Below are 5,293 nucleotides of genomic sequence, written 5' to 3'. Positions count from 1 at the left end.
GGCGCGGGCTGGTTCCCACGCCTCGGGCGCTGGAGTTGCGTGAACGCGTCGGTGTGCTCGTGCAGGACGCCGAAGCCGTCCTGCGCCCCGCCGAGGCGCTCGATCTCCATCAACTGACCCGCACGTTCACCCTGCGCACCAGCGACGGCTTCGTGGAAAACTTCGGACCGCAGCTCATCGCACGCATCCACCAGGAGGCGCCCGGTGTCCGCTTGAATTTCGTGCAGAAGCTGAACAAGGACAGCACCTTGCTGCGTGACGGCTCGGTGGACCTGGAAACCGGTGTGATCGGCGAATCGACCAGCCCGGAAGTACGCACCCGGATGCTGTTTCGCGATCGGTTCATTGGCGTCGTGCGCAAGGATCACCCACTGACAAAAGGTGCAATGACAGCTGTGCGCTATGCCGACGCCCGTCACATTCTGGTTTCACGCCGGGGTCACGAAAAAGGCGTCATGGACGACGCCTTGAATGAGCTGGGACTGAAGCGGGACATCGTCACCATCGTTGCCGGTTTCTCTTCCGCGATTGCATTGGCGCGGGCTTCCGACCTGGTCGCCAGCGTACCGGAGCGGCACGTCGGCAACCTGTGCCAGGGGATGCATTGCTTTGCCCTGCCGTTCGCCACGCCACCGATCACGGTTTCGATGCTGTGGCACCCGCGCATGGACGCCGACCCGGCGCATCGCTGGCTGCGCGGGTGCGTGTGGGAGGTTTGCAGTCAATAACGCCACCGGAAAATTCAGTGTGGAACGCCAGGCTTGACCGCCACACCCTCCCCGGTCGAAGGCATTCAAGCGCTTTGTATCGAACTGTATTTCCCCCGGCCACCTTACACAGCGATACAAATCCGCCAGGTTCAGGACATATAGGCAGTACATGGCAATGAAAAAGTGGGGCGCATCGGAAAGCGCAGGTTTTCCGAGCATTCCAGCGACCCACTGACAGGAAAAACCACCATGATCAATGCAATCGATACCGTGCTGTACACCGGCAAGACCCACACCACCGGCGGCCGCGATGGTCAGGCACGCAGCACCGATGGACGCCTGGACATCAAGCTTTCGCCTCCCGGCTCTTCGGGTGCCGGTACCAATCCTGAGCAACTGCTGGCGGCGGGTTGGTCGGCTTGTTTCATCGGGGCGATGGGCAAGGCGTGCGTCGCTCTGAAAGTGGCCTTGCCGAGCGACGTTGCGGTGGATGCCGAAATCGATCTGGGCAAGTCCGAAAACGCTTTCTTCCTTCAAGCCCGTCTGAATGTCAGCCTGCCGGGCCTGGACCCGACCATCGCACGCAAGGTGGTGGAACTGGCGCATCAGACTTGCCCGTACTCCAAGGCGACGCGCGGCAACATCGACGTCGAAATCAATCTGGTTTGACCGATGCAGAAAAGCCTGGCCTGACGTCTTGATACCGGTCAGGCCAGGCCTCTTGAACACCAAAATTGCTTGTAGGAGCGAGCTCGCTCGCGATGGTCTTGAGAGCGCCGCGTTTAGCCAGTAAGCACGCGTTATCGTTAACGACCATCGCGAGCAAGCTCGCTCCTACATTGCCTACTCCTTCAGGATCAGCAGCGGTTCGCCTTTCTTCACGATGTAGGTCGCCAGTTCCGAGGCCTTGCCCCCACCCACGTTCTTCGCCACATGGGCGACGCCTGCGGGAATGTACAACGAATCACCGGCCTTGAGCGTCACCGGTGCCCGCCCTTCCAGTTGATACTCGAAGGTGCCGCTGATCACGTGTGCCACCTCGACGCCCGGGTGGGCATGCTTGGGCGAAGTCACACCGGAATCGAAGTCCACGAGTACTTGCAGGACTTCGCGATCGGCGGCGCCCAGGTCTTCGTGTACCAGGTCGGTGCGATGCAGGCCCTGCTGCCAGCTTTTCATCGCCGGGGCCGGCTGTGCTTCCTGGGCTTGAGCGAGGCTCGCTGCGCTGGCAAGCCCTGCCGCGGCCAGGATCATGCCAAGCTTGCCGAGGGTGTGACGGGTGTGGGTACGCAACATAGTCTTTCCTCCAGTTGAACCACGCCAGGCCGCGCCGAAAGTGGCGCGATGCCGGTGGTTCCATTTGAAGGCCGCCGTGTATCGCCCGGGTGTCGGGAAACGTCGGTTTTGTATGCACGGGTAACGGCAGGCGTCGCCGATACCTATTGATACAAACCCACCGCTGCGGGCACGTCGCTGGTCTACTCCCCCGCCGCTCCCGAATCGGCCGCGCGACTGCCCTTGAACGCTTCGCGCCGGGCGTTGCGTTCGGCGACATAGGCAACACTCGGTTCACTGATCAGGTCGGCGCGGCGCAAGGGCTGCCCGCAATGCACGCACAACGGTCCGAGTCCGGCCGGCTCGCCGCAGCTGCGGTGGGTATACACCACCGCCAACCCTTCCTCGGGCGACTTGCACCAGGTTTCGCCCCAGGCCCGCAGCGCCAGGATCACCGAGTAGAACGCGTCGCCTTTTTCCGTGAGGTGATACTCGTAGCGTTTTGGCCGTTCGCTGTAGGCCCGACGCGCGATGATTCCGTCCGCTTCCATGCTTTTCAAACGCGCCGCGACCATTTGCGGCGTACCGCCGGTCTGCACCTGGATGTCGTCAAAACGATGGCTGCCCATGAACAGTTCGCGCAGCACCAGCACCGTCCAGCGGTCGCCCACGACGGATTCGGCCCGGGAAATCGGACACAGGGTTTCAGAAACGGTTTTTTTCACCGACATGCGGTATTGCCTCTTTCCTAGTTACTATGATTATCATATCTGCGTGAATTCCGAGCAACTACACTTCACCATCCACGGATATTTTGCGGAGAACCGTCATGTCCAACGCTACCTACCCTCTTGACCGGACTGCCTATCTGCTGGTCGATCCCTACAATGATTTTCTCTCCGATGGCGGAAAGATCTATCCCTTGATCGAGCCAATCGCCGAGCAGGTCGGTCTGCTCGACAACCTGCGTACGCTCGATCGCACCGTACGCGCGCTCAATATTCCAGTGGTCATCGTACCGCACCACCGCTGGGAAAAAGGCGACTATGAAAACTGGGACCACCCAAGCCCCACCCAGTGCAAGATCATGCATATGCATCACTTCGCACGCGGTGAATGGGGCGGCGAATGGCACCCCGACTTCGCACCGAAGGACGGCGACATCGTCGTACAGGAACATTGGGGGTCGAGCGGCTTTGCCAATACCGACCTCGATTTTCGCCTCAAGCAGAAGGGTATCACCCACGTGATCATCGTCGGCCTGTTGGCCAATACCTGCATCGAGGCAACCGCCCGTTACGCTCAGGAACTCGGCTATCACGTCACCTTGGTACGCGACGCAACCGCGGCCTTCAAGCCGGAAATGATGCATTCCGCCCATGAGCTGAACGGACCGACGTTCGCCCATTCCATCGTGACTACCGAAGAACTCGTTGCCGTACTGGCACAGGCAGGTGCGTGATGCAGTTGACTGGCAATCTGCTGATCGGCGCCAGCGATGTCGCCGCCAGCGAAGGCACCCTGAAGGCGCTCAATCCCGCGACAAACCAGCCGATTGAACCGGCGTTTGCGCTGGGCAGCGTGGCCGACGTCGACCGCGCCGCGGTTCTCGCCGACGAGGCGTTCGATGTCTACAGCCATACCTCGCTCGCCGCCCGGGCGACGTTTCTCGAGTGCATCGCCGACAACCTCGACAGGGTCCGCGAGGCGCTGGCGGCACGGGCCGCACTGGAAACCGGCCTGCCCGAGGCGCAACTGGCAGGCGAGGCAACCAAGGCGGCCACCCAGTTCCGCCAGTTCGCCGATGTCGTGCGCAAGGGGCGTTTCCTGCAACTGGCCATCGACCCTGCACAGCCCGAGCGCCAGCCACGCCCGCGCATGGACCATCGCCTGCAGAAAATCGCCATCGGCCCGGTGGCGATCTTCGGTGCGAGCAACTTTCCCATCGCCTACTCGGTGGCCGGTGGCGATACCGCTTCGGCGCTGGCAGCCGGCGCGACCGTGATTCTCAAGGCGCACAACGCGCACCCCGGTGCCTCGGAAATTCAGGCCCGCGCCATTCGTGAGGCGGTGCAAGCCTGTGGACTGCCCGAAGGCGTGTTCTCCATGGTGCGTGGCAGCGGCAATGCCATCGGCGAAGCGCTGGTCGATCATCCGCTGATCAAGGCCGTGACCTTCACCGGTTCCGAACAAGGTGGCATGGCGCTGTATCGGCGCGCGCAACAACGCCTCGAGCCGATCCCGGTCTTCGCCGAAATGACCAGCGTCAACCCGACCTTCATCCTGCCCCGGGCACTCGCCGAACGCGGTGCGCAGATCGGCGATGGGTTTGCCGAACGCATGCTGGTCAACGTCGGCCAGGCCTGCCTCAAACCGGCGATCCTGATTGCCATCGAAGGTGCAGGGTTTGCAGCACTGCGCCACGCCATGAACAAACGCGTGAGCGAGGCTCCGGCACGCACGATGCTGACTCCGGGCATCCATGGCGCGTACCTGAAGGGACTCTGCAACATGGAGAACGCCGGCGCCTGCCTCGTCGCCGTTGGCTCGACCTCCACGGCTGAAGTCGATGGCCGCTCGGCGCTGTTCGAAGTCGATGGCCAGCGCTTTCTCGCCGAACCGGCGCTTTCACAGGAGGTATTCGGCCCGTCCGCGCTGCTGGTGAAGGTCAGGGATGAGGATGAGTTGCTACGGGTAACGCGCTCATTCAAGGGGCAACTCAGCGCGACCCTGCATCTTGAGCAGGACGATCTGCCCCTGGCCCGTCGCGTGCTGCCAACCCTGGAGCGACGTACCGGGCGCATCGTGGTCAACGCCTTCGCCCATCCGCAGGAAGTGTGTTTTGCCACCGTGCATGGCGGGCCGTTTCCGGCCACATCCGACAGCCGCTTTACCTCAGTGGGCATGACCTCCATCGAACGCTTCCTGCGCCCGGTGGCCTACCAGGGTTTTCCGGATGCCCTGCTGCCAGAGCCCCTGCGCGAGGGCAATCCTTTGGGGCTGCCGCGCCTTGTGGACGGTCAATAAACGAAAAATGTCATTGCGTTGACTTGTAGGAGCGAGCTTGCTCGCGATGGACTCAAGAGCGCCGCGCTTAGCCAGCAAGCCCGCGTTTTCGTTAACGACCATCGCGAGCAAGCTCGCTCCTACAATGTAATTCCGTTCATTGAATTTCTGTGGCGAGGGCACGCCTTGTGGACGGTCAATAGACGAAAAATGCCATTGCGTTGTCTTGTAGGAGCGAGCTTGCTCGCGATGGACTCAAGAGCGCCGCGCTTAGCCAGCAAGCCCGCGTTTTCGTTAACGAC

The 5,293-nt window shown here is 61.9% G+C and carries 6 protein-coding genes; 4 read left to right on the top strand and 2 right to left on the bottom strand.

Annotated features, from left to right (window positions below; genetic code table 11):
• Both ACCD00_RS30095 and ACCD00_RS30090 read left to right on the top strand, forming a co-directional pair.
• Positions 1 to 728: LysR substrate-binding domain-containing protein (locus tag ACCD00_RS30095; RefSeq protein WP_413428845.1), on the top strand; the 728-nt coding region annotated here is incomplete at its 5' end.
• Between the two features lie 231 nt (positions 729 to 959).
• Positions 960 to 1,379: an organic hydroperoxide resistance protein gene (locus ACCD00_RS30090; RefSeq protein ID WP_413428844.1), complete on the top strand. Its 420-nt coding sequence runs from the start codon at positions 960 to 962 to the stop codon at positions 1,377 to 1,379.
• Positions 1,380 to 1,553: 174 nt separating this feature from the next.
• On the opposite strand, the gene ACCD00_RS30085 is transcribed toward ACCD00_RS30090, so the two are convergent.
• Positions 1,554 to 2,006: a cupin domain-containing protein gene (locus ACCD00_RS30085; RefSeq protein WP_413428843.1), complete on the bottom strand. Its 453-nt coding sequence runs from the start codon at positions 2,004 to 2,006 to the stop codon at positions 1,554 to 1,556.
• 182 nt (positions 2,007 to 2,188) lie between these two features.
• On the bottom strand, positions 2,189 to 2,716 hold the full coding sequence (locus ACCD00_RS30080; protein ID WP_413428842.1) for a winged helix-turn-helix transcriptional regulator: 528 nt from the start codon (positions 2,714 to 2,716) through the stop codon (positions 2,189 to 2,191).
• A gap of 98 nt (positions 2,717 to 2,814) precedes the next feature.
• Here ACCD00_RS30080 and ACCD00_RS30075 point away from each other — a divergent pair, with 98 nt between their 5' ends.
• Together ACCD00_RS30075 and ACCD00_RS30070 are read left to right on the top strand one after the other, a co-directional pair.
• Positions 2,815 to 3,447, top strand: a complete 633-nt coding sequence (locus ACCD00_RS30075) for an isochorismatase family cysteine hydrolase (protein ID WP_413428841.1) — start codon at positions 2,815 to 2,817, stop codon at positions 3,445 to 3,447.
• Positions 3,447 to 5,012 (top strand): aldehyde dehydrogenase (NADP(+)), encoded by a 1,566-nt coding sequence (locus tag ACCD00_RS30070; RefSeq protein ID WP_413428846.1) that lies wholly within the window; start codon positions 3,447 to 3,449, stop codon positions 5,010 to 5,012. Before ACCD00_RS30075 ends, ACCD00_RS30070 begins: the two co-directional genes overlap by 1 nt.
• The last annotated feature ends 281 nt before the right edge of the window (positions 5,013 to 5,293 follow it).

It is taken from the genome of Pseudomonas sp. Pseusp3 (assembly GCF_047304225.1).
In the GTDB taxonomy this organism is placed as follows: Bacteria; Pseudomonadota; Gammaproteobacteria; order Pseudomonadales; family Pseudomonadaceae; genus Aquipseudomonas; species Aquipseudomonas fluorescens_CD.
Note: the sequence above shows the minus strand (reverse complement) of the source record. Positions and strands in the feature narration are given on the sequence as shown.

Excerpts from the sequence above, each read along its gene's own strand:
- ACCD00_RS30080 (WP_413428842.1), bottom strand. The coding sequence starts at position 2,716 with ATGTCGGTGAAAAAAACCGTTTCTGAAACCCTGTGTCCGATTTCCCGG.
- ACCD00_RS30075 (WP_413428841.1), top strand. The coding sequence starts at position 2,815 with ATGTCCAACGCTACCTACCCTCTTGACCGGACTGCCTATCTGCTGGTC.
- ACCD00_RS30070 (WP_413428846.1), top strand. The coding sequence starts at position 3,447 with ATGCAGTTGACTGGCAATCTGCTGATCGGCGCCAGCGATGTCGCCGCC.
- ACCD00_RS30090 (WP_413428844.1), top strand. The coding sequence starts at position 960 with ATGATCAATGCAATCGATACCGTGCTGTACACCGGCAAGACCCACACC.
- ACCD00_RS30085 (WP_413428843.1), bottom strand. The coding sequence starts at position 2,006 with ATGTTGCGTACCCACACCCGTCACACCCTCGGCAAGCTTGGCATGATC.